Here is a 15291-nt window from a genome sequence, read left to right as displayed (position 1 = left end):
CTCGCTCCCTGCTTTCCGGATAGTTTAGTGTTAAACTAAATTCCTATCCTAGGGAAGATACCGATTTTTTGCAGGTCTTCCAGCGTCAGCTTGCAAATCACCGGTCGCAGGGTCACAGTTTTCTCGAAGATGGAAATGACAAAATGCCCGGAAACGCCGCAATGACCCAGACGATGGCCGAAATCTGCCTGCGGACGGATGACCTTACAGCAGATATCGGCTTTTTCACCAGAACCCTCGGTTTCCGGATGGAGATGATCTATCCCGCCGATGATCCAACGGTTGCGATCTTTGCCGGGCATGGCCTGCGTTTCCGGCTGTCGCGGGACGCGGGTAGCCACGGGCATCTGCGTCTTTTGACCGATGCTGAAACTGCGGCGTCCGAACTGACCTCGCCTGGTGGGACGCGGATTGAACTGTCGCCGCTTGACCCGCCGCTTATGCTGCCGCCCACGATCCACAGTTTCGTTGTGCGCCGTCTTGCCGACCAGGCGCCTTGGGTCATCGGGCGCGCGGGCATGCATTACCGCGATCTGATCCCCGACCGGCTGGGTGGGTCGATCATTGCCAGCCATATCCGCATCCCCGATGGCGGGCCTGTGCCGGATATGGTCCACTACCACAAGGTCGGTTTTCAACTGATTTTCTGCATCAAGGGATGGGTCGATGTTGTCTACGAGGATCAGGGCCCGCCGATCCGCCTGACTGCCGGAGATTGCTTCATCCAACCGCCAGAGATCCGCCACCGTGTGCTGGAAGCCAGTGACGGGATCGAGGTAATCGAGATTGGCGTTCCGGCGGAACATGTGACCGCGATTGATCACGACATGACCCTGCCGACTGTGCATCTGCGCCCTGACAGGGAGTGGTCGGGCCAGCGTTTCGTGCACAATGTGGCCGATGGGGCCACATGGGCGTCGTTCCGTATGCCCGGGTTCAAGGCCCGTGACACGACAATCGCCACCAATACCCGCAATGTTGCTGGCGTTCAGGTGGCGCGGCCCGATGGTAGGACAACCACATGGACTTGGCATGACAGCGATATCCTGTTCACCTTTGTGAAGCAGGGCGGCATGCTGCTGGAGGGCGAGGGACGGGATCCCTTTACCCTACAGGCAGGCGATGCCTTCGTGATCCCACCGGGCATGAAGACCCGCTATTCCGAACTGACAGCGGATCTTGAGCTTCTGGAAGTGTCCCTGCCGGGGGATTTCAAAACGCATATAGGAGAATTGACATGACCATGATGGACCAAGCCCGCGCCGTGCGGGAGAACGCCTATGTGCCCTATTCGCATTTCAGGGTCGGTGCTGCGATCCGTGCGGCGTCGGGAACCGTCTATGTCGGCTGCAACGTGGAAAACGTGGCCTATCCGCAAGGCACCTGCGCCGAGGCGGGGGCCATTGCCGCGATGGTGGCTGCGGGAGAGACAGAACTGACCGAGGTCGCCGTAATCGCGGATGCCGAACACCCTGTCACCCCCTGCGGTGGGTGCCGTCAGAAACTGGCCGAATTCGGTCGCGGTGCGGTGCCTGTCACGATGGCGACGCTGGACGGGCAGGAATTGCGCATGACTTTGGCAGAATTGTTGCCTGGTGCTTTTTCGACCGCTCATATGACACTTGCGGACAAGGACACCTGACATTTGGATGCCCGCCATATCATCACCCGTCTGCGGGATCGCGCGACACTGACCCGCGAGGAGCTTGGCTGGTTCGCGCAGGGACTGGCGGATGGCGCTGTTTCGGACGCACAAGCAGGGGCTTTCGCAATGGCTGCCTTGCTGAACGGGTTGGGCGATGCAGGCCGTGTGGCCCTGACGTTGGCGATGCGGGATTCGGGATCGGTGCTACAATGGGATCTCGACCGTCCGGTGCTGGACAAGCATTCCACCGGCGGCGTGGGCGATTGCGTCAGCCTGATCCTCGCGCCGGCCTTGGTTGCTTGCGGGGCCTATGTGCCCATGATTTCGGGTCGCGGGCTGGGCCATACTGGCGGCACGCTGGACAAGATGGAGGCGATTCCCGGCCTGCGCACCGATCTGGACGAGGGACAGTTGCGCGCTGTCGTAGCGCAGGCAGGATGCACGATTGTCAGTGCGACTGCCGCTATCGCGCCTGCCGACAAAAGGCTCTATGCGATCCGCGATGTCACCGGGACGGTAGAAAGCCTTGATCTGATCACAGCCTCGATCCTGTCCAAGAAGCTGGCGGCGGGGCTGCAAGGCTTGGTTCTGGATGTCAAAACCGGCAGTGGTGCCTTCATGACGACGCCGGAACAGGCGCAGGCTTTGGCCTGCGCGCTTGTCGATACGGCTAATGCGGCGGGCTGTCCGACAACGGCGCTGATCACGGATATGAATCAGCCGCTTGCGCCCGATCTGGGCAACGCGCTTGAGGTGGCAGCCGCGATGCGTGTGCTGACAGGTCAGACCGGCGGGCGGCTGCTTGAGGTCACGGCGGCGCTGGGCGGTGCTGTGCTGGCAGGGGCGGGGCTGGCCGAAGACACTGAAACAGGCGCGCAGACGATCAGGGTCAGCATCGCGGACGGGCGCGCAGCCGAAGTTTTTGGCCGGATGGTGTCAGCGCAGGGCGGTCCCACGCGCTTTGTGACGGATTGGGCACGCTTTCTGCCTGAAGCAACGGTCATCCGTGAAGTGAAAGCCGTGCAGGCCGGTTTTGTCGCCGCAATGGATGGTCATGCGCTGGGCTTGTGTGTCGTGGCGCTGGGCGGCGGGCGGCAGGTTGAAAAAGACCGCATTGATCCAGCCGTCGGGCTGTCCGATTTGGTGGAACTGGGCACATGGGTAGAGGCGGGCCAACCGTTGGCGCGCATCCATGCGGCACGGCCCGAGGCGGCGCAAAAAGCGCTGGCGCAGGTGTCGGACGCGATCACGATATCGGACAGCGCCCCGGACTTGCCGCCGCTGATCCGCGACAGGATCACCGGATGAGCCGGAACCGCGCCTTTCTTGTGGTGATGGATTCGCTTGGTATCGGCGGTGCGCCGGATGCCGCGCGGTTTTTCAACGGCAGCCGTCCCGACACAGGCGCGAATACGCTGGGCCATATCGCTGAGTCCTGTGCCGCAGGCCGCGCCGAACAGGGGCGTTCCGGCCCGCTGCATGTGCCGAACCTTGACCGTCTGGGGCTGGGCGCAGCACTTGAACTGGCCAGCAGTATGCGCCTGCCCCAAGGTCTGGGCGCAAACCCGCGGGGTCTTTGGGGGGCCGCGACAGAGCAATCGAACGGTAAGGATACCCCATCGGGCCATTGGGAACTGGCGGGCGTGCCGGTTCCTTGGGACTGGCATTATTTTCCCGACATAAAGCCAGCCTTTCCGCCCGATCTGAGCAACCGTATCGCGCAGCTTGCGGGCACGGGTGGTATCCTTGGTGATTGCCACGCGTCGGGCACCGAGATCATTGCCCATCTCGGGGCCGCGCATATCGAAACCGGCTGGCCGATCTGCTACACCTCTGCCGATTCCGTGTTCCAGATCGCGGCGCATGAGGACAGCTTTGGCCTCGACCGGCTGCTCGAACTTTGCAAGCGTGCTGCGCCGATCCTGCACAAGATGCGCGTGGGTCGCGTCATCGCGCGGCCCTTTACTGGCGGGATCGAGACAGGTTTTACCAGAACGGTCAACCGGCATGACTACGCGATCGCGCCCCCATCACCCACGCTTTGCGATTGGGCACAGACTGCGGGGCGCAAGGTCCATGCGGTCGGCAAGATCGGGGATATATTCTCGATGCGCGGGATTGATGATGTGGTCAAAGGTGATGACGCCACGCTGATGCGGCATCTGGCGCGGCTGGTGGACACAGCCGAACCGGGCAGTCTGACCTTTGCGAATTTCGTCGAGTTCGACAGCCTCTATGGGCATCGCCGCGATGTGTCCGGGTATGCCAGTGCGATTGAGCGGTTCGATGAAGCACTCGGGCCGGTCCTTGTGCGCTTGCGTCCCGGCGACATGATGGTATTGACCGCCGATCACGGCAACGACCCAACGTGGAGCGGCACCGACCATACCCGCGAACGCGTGCCGGTATTGGTGGCGGGGCAGGGGCAAGGCGCGCTAGGGCATGTGGCCTTTGTGGACTTGGCCGCGTCGATCGCGGCGCATCTCGGCCTTGTTGAGCGCGGGACAGGGCGGAGTTTTCTATGAGTTGGCAGACCTTTCCCAAGATAGAGTTGCATCTGCACCATGAAGGAGCAGCCCCCCCCGACCTGATCCGGCGTCTGGCCAAAGAGAAATCCATCAACCTGTCGGGTGTTTTTGCCGAGGACGGATCATATGGTTTCGACGATTTCACCCGTTTTCTGCGTGTCTACGAGGCGGCGACAAGCGTACTTAAGACGCCCGAAGACTATGCCCGTCTGACCACAGCCATCCTTGAAAACGGCGCTGAACAAGGTGTGATCTATACCGAAACTTTCCTCAGCCCCGACTTTTGCGGCGGCGGTGATCTGGGGGCTTGGCGCGAATATCTTGAGGCGATCCGCGAGGCTGCAGCAGCAGTTGAGCGCGCGCATGGCATTGTGATGCGCGGGATCGTGACCTGCATCCGCCATTTCGGCCCCTATACCGCGCGCCAGACTGCGCGATGCGCGGCAGATACCGCCGGAGATTGGATCGTCGGTTTCGGCATGGGCGGCGACGAAAGCATGGGCAAACAGGGCGATTTCGCATGGTCATTCGATTGCGCCCGCGAGGCTGGATTGAAACTGACCACCCATGCGGGTGAATTCGCAGGGCCAGACTCGATCCGGCAGGCGCTGGACGATCTGCGCGTGGAGCGCATCGGTCACGGTGTCCGCGCCATTGAGGATGCCGCAATCGTCAAGCGTCTGGCAGAGACCGGCGTGGTGCTGGAAGTCTGTCCCGGATCGAACGTCGCTTTGGGCCTCTATCCCGATCTGCGCGCCCATCCCATTGCGAAGCTGCGCCAAGCAGGGGTAAAGGTGACCGTGTCCACCGATGATCCGCCCTTCTTCCGGACCTCTATGAAACAGGAATATGCCGGATTGGAACAGGCCTTTGACTGGACACCCGAGGATTTCGCGGCCCTGAACCGCACCGCACTGGACGCCGCATTCTGCGATGCCAAAACGAAAAAGCGCCTTGAGGGAAAACTTAAAGCGCGCACAAAGCTTTGACTGGAGTTGCCATGACCGATCACCTGACCGTCGTTACCCACCCGCTGGTGCAGCACAAGTTGACACTCATGCGGGACAAGAACACCTCGACAGGGTCATTCCGCCAGCTTCTGCGCGAGATTTCGGCGCTTCTGGCCTATGAGGTGACGCGCGAGCTGGAACTGACAACCCACGCGATCGAGACGCCGATGCAGGAAATGGATGCACCAGTGCTGAAAGGCAAGAAACTGGCGCTTGTATCGATTCTTCGGGCGGGCAACGGGCTGCTGGACGGGGTTCTGGAATTGATCCCGTCGGCGCGCGTCGGTTTTGTCGGGCTCTACCGTGACGAGGTGACTCTCAAGCCCGTGCAATACTATTGCAAGCTGCCCGAAGGCCTTGAGGATCGTCTGGTGATCGTCGTCGATCCAATGCTTGCCACGGGCAATTCTTCGGCCGCGGCTGTCGATCTTCTCAAGGCGGCAGGGGCCACGAATATCCGGTTTCTCTGCCTGCTGGCCGCGCCCGAAGGGGTGGCGCGCATGAAAGAAGCGCACCCCGATGTGCCCATTGTCACAGCTGCGCTCGACAAACGACTGAACGACAAGGGTTATATCCTTCCGGGACTAGGTGATGCGGGTGACCGGATGTTTGGCACTAAATAAGCTATCAGGACTTTACGGCACGACGTGATTCAGGCACAGTGACTCCACGCTATCTTGGGGAAGATTGTCATGTTTGTACGGGTCGTGTCGTTTGCGGCACTAGTTGTTTTGTCTTCATTCGCGGGGTCCGCGCCCGCCGACGCGCAAAGCCAGCGCTACCGCGAACCCGCCGAGTTTCCGCCTGCCTCGTTTACCGGAACGCAATATGTTGACAGCCGCGGCTGTATCTTCGTGCGTGCGGGGATCGGCGGGGCGACAGCATGGGTGCCGCGGGTGACCTCATCAAGGCAGAACCTGTGCGGTGCAACCCCGACATTTGCAAATGGTGCTCCACCTCAGACAGCGACAACGGCCCAAGCGGCCATTCCGCCGGGCGCGATCCTGATCACGCGCCCGCAAACGCCAACAGCCAGACCGACGGCTGAGGCGCGTCCCGCCCAAGTGGTAGCGCCGCAGCCTGCCCGTGTTGCAGCCACGCCCCCCCGCGTGGCGGCCCCCTCACAGCCGCGTACCGTCAATGCCCGTATGGCCCCCCAAGCTCCGGTAATAATCGAACGTCCGGGCCGACCGATGCAGACCATTGCCTCGATTACGACACCCCCGACGATTGGCAAAGCCGCACAGGCGCAGCCACAGACACCCGTTGCAAACCGCTGTGCGGCTGCAGGGGTGCGTTGCGGCCCGCAGACACAGGACCCTACAGGCTATCGTTCGGGCACCGGCCCGATCGTGGCAACACCGGGGATGGTGGTGCGTCGCAGCGACCTGCACAGGCTGGACCCGCAGACACGGATCGTGCCGCGCCATGTCGCCGAAGCCCAAGCACAGGTGGCGGGCGCGAATGTCGTGCCGAAAGGGTATCGTCCGGTCTGGACCGACGACCGCCTGAACCCGCTGCGCGCGCATGGCACGGTTGCCGGTCAAAAGGCGATGGAACTGGTCTGGACCGATACAGTGCCCCGCCGTCTGATTGACCGCCGCACAGGGCGCGACATGACCGCATACAATCCAAACGTGGTTTATCCTTATACCGATCTGGCCACGCAAACACGTGCGGGTGTGCTGGCCGCGCGAAACATCACGGTATCAACCTCTGGCCGTGTGCACGAACAGCCCAAGGCAAAGCCGCGTCAGCAGGTGCCTGTCGCGCAAGTCACAACCCGTTCGACACCGCAGCACGCACCACATAAATTGGCAGCGCGCTATGTGCAGGTCGGGGCCTTTGCAAATCCTGCCAATGCCGATGGCGCGATCCGTCGGTTGCAGGCAGCGGGCTTGCCCGTCAGCACGTCCAATGTGACGCGCAAAGGAACGTCCATGCGCGTGATATTGGCTGGACCCTTCGCATCTTCTGGAGCGTTGTCGCAGGGATTGGGGATTGCAAGGTCTGCCGGCTTCAGGGACGCCTTCGCGCGCAACTGACACATCCCTGACCTGAACCTGTCATGCAGATTGATTGTCAACAGCCCAATGTCGCTGAAGACTGGTCAAGAGGCACGCGATGCGGATGATCTGACAGGGAGCGTCGTCTAGACCCTCCTTGGCAAGGGACGGTTCAGGCCACGCTGCACCTGTGGTGCTACAACCGCCCGCACATGTCGTGAATGCCTGATTAATTGCCTCTTGACCCCCTCCCAGCAAAGGTTCGGGATGCTTTTTGCTTTTTGCTTTTGTGACCGTCGACGGGAGCCGGTCTGCCTTTGCGCAAGAAATTGCCACACTGATCAAACGGATTGACGGGGCAGGGAACCCATCTGCCCGCCGAACGGTTTCTTTCCGGTCATCCATCCGGACAGCCTCGGGCTGACGGGGTGTGGCGGTCAATAAAAGGAGATCAGAAAGATGAGACATTCCATCGTAACCATGGCTATCATGGGCGTTCTTTCCGCACCTGCCGCTTATGCGCAAACCACCGCACAAGCTGCGACGGCGCTGAATCTCAGAGCAGGCCCCGGCCCGGCAGAGGAGATCATCTCGGTCATTCCGGCAGATGGCGAAGTGACGGTCGAGGCGTGCATTCAGGGCTCGAACTGGTGTGAAGTCAGCTTTGAAGGTGTGAACGGCTGGGCATTTAGCGACTATTTGACTGTTCAGCTTGAGGGCGAGGCCGATCCTGTCATTCTCTACGAAAACAGGGACCGGATTACTGTCCATACGATCGAGCGCACGGATACCACAGCTGAATCCGCATTGGGTGGAGGTACTGTTGGTATGCTGGCCGGTGCCGTGGTTGGTGGGCCCGTTGGTGCCGCGATTGGTGGTCTGGCCGGCGCAAGTGCCGGTGCCGCATCCGATCCGGGTGAACAGGTGACAACCTATGTTCGCACCAACCCTGTGGATCAAATCTACCTTGATGGCGAGGTGGTCGTCGGTGCCGGTATCCCTGAAACTGTGAATCTGCAGGACGTACCGGATAGCGAGTATTCTTATGCCTACGTCAACGGTGTGCCGGTGGTCGTCGATTCCGACAGCCGCCAGATCATTCACATTCTGCGGTAAACGCCGGCCGAACCAATCAGTTTTGGAGGGCGCGACCAGAAATCGCGCCCTCCTTGCGATGCATGACCGCCGTGTGTCATAGGATTGCGCCGCTTTGCGTGGCGGGCGTCACGCAGCCTGCGAAAGCAAAGTGATCCCCGGCTTTGGTGCGGCAGAATCCGCGATGTTTGCCGCACGCCACGCAAGAAAGATCGGATCCGAAAGCAAGTTTCGAAGATATCCGTGGCATTGTCTGGGACGTGCCACTTGACCATTCATCTATGGTCAAATAACAGTAGCGACGCTAAGCGGGCGTTGTGTAATGGTAAGACCTCAGCCTTCCAAGCTGATGACGCGGGTTCGATTCCCGCCGCCCGCTCCAGCCTTTTTTCCGACAATTGATATCTTTGTTGTGGGGCCTTGACTGCGGAGTCTCTGCCGCTACGATCCCGTGAACCCGCGCGGTTGTGACTGGCGCGACCTCATGTAGGTCAAGCGCCAGACCCCGCTAAGGGCGCTGTGGTGGAAGGAGGAGCCACCACAGCGGTTTTCCCGGAACAATACGGTGCTGTATCTGCCTGCTGCATTGGCCCCTTGCAAAAAAGGGCGCAGGATCAAAACCCGCCTCATTCAAACTTGGCGCAGCCTAATCAGCCGACTGATTGCCATAACCCGCCTTTGGTCGGCCAGCGCGATGCGGCATTTCAAATATCTGCGACAGGCCCGCGACAGGACAGCCGCTTGCCCCGCGCCGCGTCAGCGCTTACACCGCTCAACGCAGGGTAAAAGGAACAGACGCATGGCCGCACCGGGGATCACCGCCGAGCAGGAACGCGCAAAGTCGAAACGGATCGGAGCTTTGGCCGCGCTGTGGCCGTTCCTCAAACCGTATCGGCGACTTTTGATTGCGGCTATTTTGGCCTTGGTCTTGACGGCTTGTGTGTCCTTGATGCTGCCCTTGGCCGTGCGCCGGGTGGTGGACAATTTCAACGCCGAAGATGGCGCGCTGCTGGATATGTATTTCACAGCAGCTTTAGGGATCGCCTGTCTTTTGGCGATCGGAACCGGCCTGCGCTATCTGCTGGTCACGCGGCTTGGCGAACGCGTGGTCGCGGATATCCGCAAAGCGGTTTTTAACCGCGTGCTGGGTATGTCCCCGGCCTTTTTCGAGCGGATCATGACGGGCGAGGTTCTGAGCCGGATCACCACAGATACCACGCTGATCCAGTCCGTGATCGGCTCGTCCATCTCGATTGCGCTGCGGAACCTGCTGCTGTTCATCGGCGGCTTGATCCTGATGTTGTTCACATCCGCCAAGCTGACCAGTCTGGTATTGCTGATCGTGCCCGCGGTGATCGTGCCAATCCTCGTGCTGGGCCGTCGCCTGCGTGTCCTGAGTCGCGAGAATCAGGACTGGATCGCCGCCAGTTCCGGCAATGCCTCGGAAGCGTTGTTGAGCGTGCAGACAGTGCAGGCCTTCACCAACGAGAGTGCATCGCGCAAAGCGTTCGGCGACGTGACGGAACTGAGCTATGACGCGGCGCGCAAGCGGGTGAATACGCGTGCAGTGATGACTGTGATCGTGATTTTTCTGGTGTTTTCGGGCATTGTCGGTGTGCTGTGGATGGGCGCGCGTGATGTGCGTGCAGGCGCGATGAGCGCAGGCGCTTTGATCCAGTTCGTGATCTATGCGGTGATGGTGGCCGGTGCCGTGGCCGCCTTGTCCGAAATCTGGGGCGAGTTGCAGCGCGCCGCGGGTGCGACCGAACGTCTGGCCGAGCTTCTTGGCGCGGATGATCCGGTGATGGACCCTGCCCATCCTGTCGCGGTGCCCGACCCCGTGCGCGGGCGCATCACCTTTGAAGACGTCAGCTTTCGCTACCCCGCCCGCCCCGGGATACCGGCACTGGACGCGGTCGATCTGGTGATCGAACCCGGCGAGACCGTGGCGCTTGTCGGCCCGTCCGGTGCGGGCAAGACAACAATCATCCAGACCTTGCTGCGTTTCTATGATCCGACAGCAGGCCGTATCCTGCTCGATGGTGTCGCACTTGATAGGATGCGCCGCGAGGATTTCCGCAGCAAGATGGCGCTTGTCCCGCAAGATCCGGTGATCTTTGCGACAACCGCGCGCGAGAATATCCGCTTTGGGCGGCCGGATGCCACAGATGCCGAAGTGGAACAAGCCGCGCGCGCCGCCGCCGCGCATGAGTTCATCATGGCCCTTCCAGATGGCTACGAGGCGCAGGTCGGTGAACGCGGCGTGATGCTGTCGGGCGGCCAGAAACAGCGCATCGCCATCGCCCGTGCGATCCTGCGCGACGCGCCGGTTCTGCTGCTGGACGAGGCGACATCGGCGCTGGATGCTGAAAGCGAGCGGGCTGTGCAACAGGCGGTGGACGCATTGTCCAAAGGGCGCACCACGATCATTGTGGCGCACCGTCTGGCGACGGTGAAAAAGGCCGACCGGATCATCGTGCTTGAGGGCGGGCGGATCGTGGCCCAAGGCAGCCATGACGCGCTGGTCGCCGAAGGCGGGCTTTATGCACGTTTGGCGCGGTTGCAGTTCACTGACGGGGCTTATGCCGCGTAATTAGCGCTTGCCAGCCTTGTTGTGCTGTCCGACACTCTCCCGCGTTAAGACGTGCCCCTGTATTTGTGCGGGGGAGGGTAATCAGAAGGACAGATTCATGGGACTTTTCAATTTCTGGAAGAAATCGGGCAAGAAAGTCGCCGGTGGCGATGATGAAGCCCCCAGCGCCGACGCGCTGAGAAAAGAAGTGGCCGATCTGGGGCTGGACACCAAGGGGGCGGAAATCACCGTCGAGGGCGACAAAGTTACCGTGAGCGGCGGCAGCCTGAGCGCGGAAGAGCGCGAGAAGGTCATTCTGGCGGTTGGCAACGTGGAAGGTGTCGCCTCGGTCGAGGCGGATCAGGCGGATGATGCGGTGTTCCACACTGTCGAAAAAGGCGACACGCTGTCGGCGATCGCCAAGAAGACGCTGGGCAATGCCAACCGATATAACGAGATCTTCGAGGCCAACAAACCGATGCTGAGCCACCCCGACAAGATCTATCCCGGTCAGGTGCTGCGTATACCTGGCGGTAAATAGGCCTGATCCGGTGCCATGACAGACAAAGGGCCGCCTTGGGGCGGCCTTTTGATTGGCGAAAAGCCAAGGGATGTTTCGCGCAACCGCGCCTTTGCAGAGCTTGCGCGAATTTATGCGATTTGCCGCGAAATTTGCCCCCTAACGTCACGCCACCTTTTGCGCTGCACCCTTGTATCCGCAACAAAACCCTTTCACATTACCGTCCGAGGATGAGGCGGGGGCAATTGCTGCGCCCCGAAAGGGAGGACCACGATGGGTTTTGCATCTGTCGCAGATACGATTGCAATTGAAACGGAAATGCCCTGGGCTGACCGGGATATTCCCAAGACGCTCTACCAGATGCTGACGCAGACGCGTGACAAGAACCCGTCGGGCAAGGCGGTGACCTTTCAGCTTTTGAGCGGTCCCAAGGACAAGGCAGAAACCCTGACTTGGGGGCAATTGCATGAAAAAACATGCCAGACGGCCAACTTGTTCCGCAGCCTTGGTATCAAGGAAGGCGATGTTGTTGCCTGCGTCCTGCCCAATTGCAACGAGACCGTGCTGACCATTCTGGGCGGTGCCGTCGCGGGGATCGTCAATCCGATCAACCCGCTGCTGGAGCCGGAACAGATCGCCTCGATCCTGCGCGAGACGAAGGCTAAGGTCGTCGTCACCCTGAAGGCGTTTCCGAAAACCGATGTGGCGCAGAAAACCGCCGAGGCCGTGCGCCATGCGCCGGGTGTGCATACCGTGTTGGAGGTTGATCTCAACCGCTATCTGACGCCGCCGAAATCGTGGATTGTGCCGCTTGTCCGGCCCAAGAACCTTGGCAACCATCATGCCGACGTCAAGGATTTCAACGCCGAGATCGCGCGCCAGCCCAAGACGCTGGCCTTTGCCGATAGCACAGGCGACCGTGTCGCGGCCTATTTCCACACGGGCGGCACGACGGGCATGCCGAAAGTCGCGCAACACCGCTATTCGGGGATCATCTATAACGGCTGGCTGGGCGGCACATTGCTGTTCACACCGGATGACAACGTGATCTGTCCATTGCCGCTGTTCCATGTCTTTGCTTGCCATGTGATCCTGATGGCCGTGGTCAAATCCGGCGCGCATGTCGTATTGCCGACGCCTGCGGGCTATCGCGGCGAAGGCGTGTTTGATAATTTCTGGAAGCTGATCGAGCGTTGGCAGATCACCTTTATCATCACCGTGCCCACCGCGATTTCCGCACTGATGCAGCGCCCCGTGGATGCCGATGTCTCCAGCGTCAAGACATCCTTTTCAGGTTCCGCCCCCTTGCCACTGGAACTGTTCAAACGGTTCGAGGCGGCAACAGGCGTGACGATCGTGGAAGGCTATGGCCTGACCGAGGCGACATGCCTTGTGTCGGTCAATCCCGTTGACGGTGTCAAGAAAGTCGGTTCTGTCGGTATCCGGTTCCCTTATACCGATATCAAAATCATTAAGACGGTACATGGCGAACCCGTGGAATGCGAGGCAGACGAGGTCGGCGAGATCTGCATCTCCAACCCGGGTGTCTGGGCGGGCAACACCTATACCGAGGACGATAAGAACCGTGATCTTTATCACTATGGCAAGTATCTGCGGACAGGCGATCTGGGGCGTATAGACACCGACGGCTATGCGTGGATCACGGGCCGTGCCAAGGATTTGATCATCCGCGGCGGGCACAATATCGACCCTGCCGAGATCGAGGATGCTTTGCTGGCCCATAAGGATGTTGCATTTGCCGGTGCGATCGGCCAGCCCGATGCCCATGCAGGCGAATTGCCCTGCGCCTATGTCGAACTGGTTTCCGGTGCGACCGTCACCGGCGAGGAACTTGTCGCGCATTGCAAGGTCCATGTGCATGAACGTGCGGCCCAACCCAAGCATGTCGAGGTGCTGGACGAGTTGCCGAAAACCGCCGTGGGCAAGGTGTTCAAGCCGGACCTGCGTAAACGGGCGATCACCCGCGTCTACAACGCGGCACTGGAAGAGGCCAAGCTGAACGCCGTCGTGGTCGAGGTGGTGGATGACAAAAAGCGCGGTCTGGTCGCGCGCGTGCGCCGTAACGGTGTTGTGCATGACGAGGAAGTCGGCCACGTGCTGGGGGCCTTCACGCGGCCTTGGGAATGGGCCGACTGAGCGCAGTCTTGGCGTGAGCAAGGCGATGCACAACCATTGTGCGTCAGAGGGCGGCGGCAGGGGGTGCACCTGCTGCCGCCTTGCATTAGTTTACCCCTGAAACATCAAAATGCAGGATGACCCCATGAGCTATACCCCTCCCAAAGTCTGGACCTGGACCCCTGGCAATGGCGGCCAGTTCGCCAATATCAACCGCCCAATTGCTGGCGCCACGCATGACAAGGAACTGCCTGTCGGCAAGCATCCGTTCCAGCTGTATTCGCTGGCCACACCCAATGGCGTCAAAGTGACGGTCATGCTGGAAGAACTGCTGGCCGCGGGGCATCAGGGTGCCGAATATGACGCATGGCTGATCCGCATCAACGAGGGCGACCAATTCGGTAGCGGGTTTGTTGGCGTCAACCCGAACTCTAAAATCCCTGCGCTGATGGATCACAGCGGCGACACCCCGCAGCGCATTTTCGAATCTGGCGCCATTCTGCTTTATCTGGCGGAAAAGTTCGGGGCCTTCATGCCGACAGATCATGCCGCGCGCACGGAATGCCTGTCATGGCTGTTCTGGCAAATGGGCAGCGCGCCCTATCTGGGCGGTGGTTTCGGCCATTTCTACGCCTATGCGCCGGAAAAATTCGAGTATTGCATCGACCGTTTCACAATGGAGACCAAACGCCAGCTTGATGTACTGGACAGGCATCTGGCCGATCATGCGTTCATGGCTGGGGAGGACTATAGCATTGCCGATATGGCGATCTGGGCATGGTACGGCCAGCTTGTGCTGGGCCGCCTGTACAGCGCGGCCGAGTTTCTGGACGTGGAGTCCTATACCAATGCCATGAAATGGGCGAAAAAGATCGACGCAAGGCCAGCGGTGCTGCGCGGGCGCATGGTCAACCGCGCCTTTGGCGAGCCGGAGTTGCAATTGCACGAACGCCATGACGCCAGCGATTTCGACCTGCGGACACAGGATAAGATCGCACCCGAAAGCTGAGCAATCAGGCGGGGCGGAAATAGGCGTCGCGGTCCAGAACGCCTGCCAACCGCCCTGCTGTGCAAAGACTGGCGCAGAGCGTCGCCTCGGACCGGTTGCTGGCGATCAAGGCAACGGCAGGACCGGTCAGGCGTAGCGGCCCCAAGACGCGGACCAAGGCCGCCGCCAACATCTGCCAGTGAGCCTGCGGCGATGGCATCTCTGCCGCGCCGATAAAGGGTAGGGTCGATACCTCGCGCAGCTCTTTCAGAAACAGGGCGGGGTTTTCGCCTTCAGGCGCCAGTGCCAGAAGGTGGCAGGCTTTGGTCTGCGCCAGATGGGCGCGCACGGCGGCGGGCAATTCAAGCCTGCGGGACGGCGAAGTTGCAACGCGTCCGGTGTAAACAACAGTCCGGCAGGATCGCGCCCTGCTGTGCGGTAGAGCGCGGCGTAATCGGAATAGGCCATCCCGAGTTCTGCCGCGCGTGCCATACGCATGCGGATGACAGGCAGTGGCAAGCGGCTGTCGGAGTGTTCGGCACGGGCCCGCGCCCACATATGCTGGTGCCACAGGCTGACCGGAGCGGGCGCATGGTTGTGACCAATTCCGGCGGGTGGCAGATCCTGGGCAGTCATGGTGTGCCTTCAAGGCGCAATGCTTTGGATCAAGGCTTGTCGCGACCGCCATGCCAATGCAAGCGGGAAGGGTTCTATTCCCCGCTTTTGGCCGGAACATGGTTGACGAGCAGTGCATTCAGACAGCATACGCTGTTGCGGACAGATCAATAGAA

General features: G+C 60.7%; 13 protein-coding genes and 1 tRNA gene. 13 read left to right on the top strand and 1 reads right to left on the bottom strand.

Annotated elements, in window-relative coordinates; translation table 11 throughout:
* Positions 1–161: 161 nt before the first annotated feature.
* The 13 genes from K7H22_RS13845 (at position 162) to yghU (ending at position 14521) form a co-directional block, all read left to right on the top strand.
* Entirely contained in the window at positions 162–1241 is a 1080-nt protein-coding gene (locus K7H22_RS13845) for a cupin domain-containing protein (RefSeq protein WP_230801645.1), read from the top strand.
* Positions 1238–1642, top strand: a complete 405-nt coding sequence (locus K7H22_RS13840; protein ID WP_230801458.1) for a cytidine deaminase — start codon at positions 1238–1240, stop codon at positions 1640–1642. The genes K7H22_RS13845 and K7H22_RS13840 overlap by 4 nt, the downstream gene beginning before the upstream one ends.
* A gap of 3 nt (positions 1643–1645) precedes the next feature.
* Positions 1646–2953 (top strand): thymidine phosphorylase, encoded by a 1308-nt coding sequence (locus tag K7H22_RS13835; protein ID WP_230801457.1) that lies wholly within the window; start codon positions 1646–1648, stop codon positions 2951–2953.
* Complete coding sequence (locus tag K7H22_RS13830) at positions 2950–4170, top strand: phosphopentomutase (RefSeq protein WP_230801456.1); 1221 nt, start codon at positions 2950–2952, stop codon at positions 4168–4170. The genes K7H22_RS13835 and K7H22_RS13830 overlap by 4 nt, the downstream gene beginning before the upstream one ends.
* On the top strand, positions 4167–5162 hold the full coding sequence (locus K7H22_RS13825; RefSeq protein WP_230801455.1) for an adenosine deaminase: 996 nt from the start codon (positions 4167–4169) through the stop codon (positions 5160–5162). Before K7H22_RS13830 ends, K7H22_RS13825 begins: the two co-directional genes overlap by 4 nt.
* A gap of 11 nt (positions 5163–5173) precedes the next feature.
* Positions 5174–5806, top strand: coding sequence for a uracil phosphoribosyltransferase (upp, locus tag K7H22_RS13820; protein WP_230801454.1), 633 nt, complete (start codon positions 5174–5176; stop codon positions 5804–5806).
* Positions 5807–5875: 69 nt separating this feature from the next.
* Positions 5876–7228, top strand: coding sequence for an SPOR domain-containing protein (locus tag K7H22_RS13815; protein WP_230801453.1), 1353 nt, complete (start codon positions 5876–5878; stop codon positions 7226–7228).
* 420 nt (positions 7229–7648) lie between these two features.
* Entirely contained in the window at positions 7649–8305 is a 657-nt protein-coding gene (locus K7H22_RS13810) for a DUF1236 domain-containing protein (protein WP_230801452.1), read from the top strand.
* Between the two features lie 287 nt (positions 8306–8592).
* Positions 8593–8666: transfer RNA gene (locus tag K7H22_RS13805), tRNA-Gly, on the top strand.
* 417 nt (positions 8667–9083) lie between these two features.
* The gene (locus tag K7H22_RS13800) at positions 9084–10877 is read left to right on the top strand and encodes an ABC transporter transmembrane domain-containing protein (protein WP_230801451.1); all 1794 of its coding nucleotides are present in this window, start codon (positions 9084–9086) and stop codon (positions 10875–10877) included.
* 97 nt (positions 10878–10974) lie between these two features.
* Positions 10975–11397 carry a peptidoglycan-binding protein LysM gene (gene lysM / locus K7H22_RS13795; RefSeq protein WP_230801450.1) on the top strand — a complete coding sequence of 141 codons (423 nt, stop codon included), beginning with the start codon at positions 10975–10977 and terminating at the stop codon, positions 11395–11397.
* Between the two features lie 252 nt (positions 11398–11649).
* Positions 11650–13533 carry an acyl-CoA synthetase gene (locus K7H22_RS13790; RefSeq protein ID WP_230801449.1) on the top strand — a complete coding sequence of 628 codons (1884 nt, stop codon included), beginning with the start codon at positions 11650–11652 and terminating at the stop codon, positions 13531–13533.
* A gap of 124 nt (positions 13534–13657) precedes the next feature.
* On the top strand, positions 13658–14521 hold the full coding sequence (gene yghU, locus K7H22_RS13785) for a glutathione-dependent disulfide-bond oxidoreductase (RefSeq protein WP_230801448.1): 864 nt from the start codon (positions 13658–13660) through the stop codon (positions 14519–14521).
* A 4-nt stretch (positions 14522–14525) separates the two neighbouring features.
* Here the strand turns inward: yghU and K7H22_RS13780 are convergent, their stop codons facing one another.
* Entirely contained in the window at positions 14526–14861 is a 336-nt protein-coding gene (locus tag K7H22_RS13780; protein ID WP_230801447.1) for a hypothetical protein, read from the bottom strand.
* Between the last annotated feature and the right edge of the window lie 430 nt (positions 14862–15291).

It is taken from the genome of Seohaeicola saemankumensis (assembly GCF_021021435.1).
In the GTDB taxonomy this organism is placed as follows: domain Bacteria; phylum Pseudomonadota; class Alphaproteobacteria; order Rhodobacterales; family Rhodobacteraceae; genus Seohaeicola.
The sequence above is the reverse complement of the archived record's forward strand: the minus strand, read 5'-3'. Positions and strand labels throughout refer to the sequence as shown.